General features: G+C 40.2%; 1 protein-coding gene. It reads left to right on the forward strand.

From position 1 onward, the window contains the following. The coding region (locus ACTHUR_RS16820; protein WP_440399826.1) for a site-specific integrase at nt 1–470 on the forward strand (470 nt) is incomplete at its 5' end. Nucleotides 471–564 lie beyond the last annotated feature (94 nt).

Genomic DNA, 564 nt, shown 5'->3' on the forward strand with positions numbered 1-564 from the left:
GTATAAATACCGGCTTGCGACAGGCAAATGGTTTGGGTTTGACATGGAATCAGGTTGATTTAGATAGGAAGGTCTGTTGGTATCATCCTGATGAAATGAAAGCTGGAAATGCACTGGGTGTTGCTTTGAATGATACTGCTGTTGAAGTATTAAAGCGGCAGATAGGCAAGCATAAGAAATTTGTTTTTGTGAATAAGTGGAATAAACCAATTAGCGGCATTAACAGCCGATATTGGAAGAAGACGTTAGAACTGGCAGAAATAGAAGACTTTATTTGGCACGATTTAAGGCACACTTGGGCAAGTTGGTTAGTTCAGCGTGGCGTACCATTGAGAGTGTTGCAAGAAATGGGTGGTTGGAAGACGTTAAGGATGGTGCAGAGATACGCACATTTGGCTCCTGGGCATCTTCATCAACATGCCCAAGTTTTGCATGAGCTTGTCACATTTGACACAAATGGCGCAAGTTAGACACAAATCAGGCACAAACAGAAAAGACAGCCTTACAAATAAGCTGTCAATTAGAAATTTAGAATCTTAGGTTTTTCAATAAATTCAGATATTT

The sequence above is a fragment of the Neisseria sp. P0021.S007 genome (assembly GCF_051956855.1).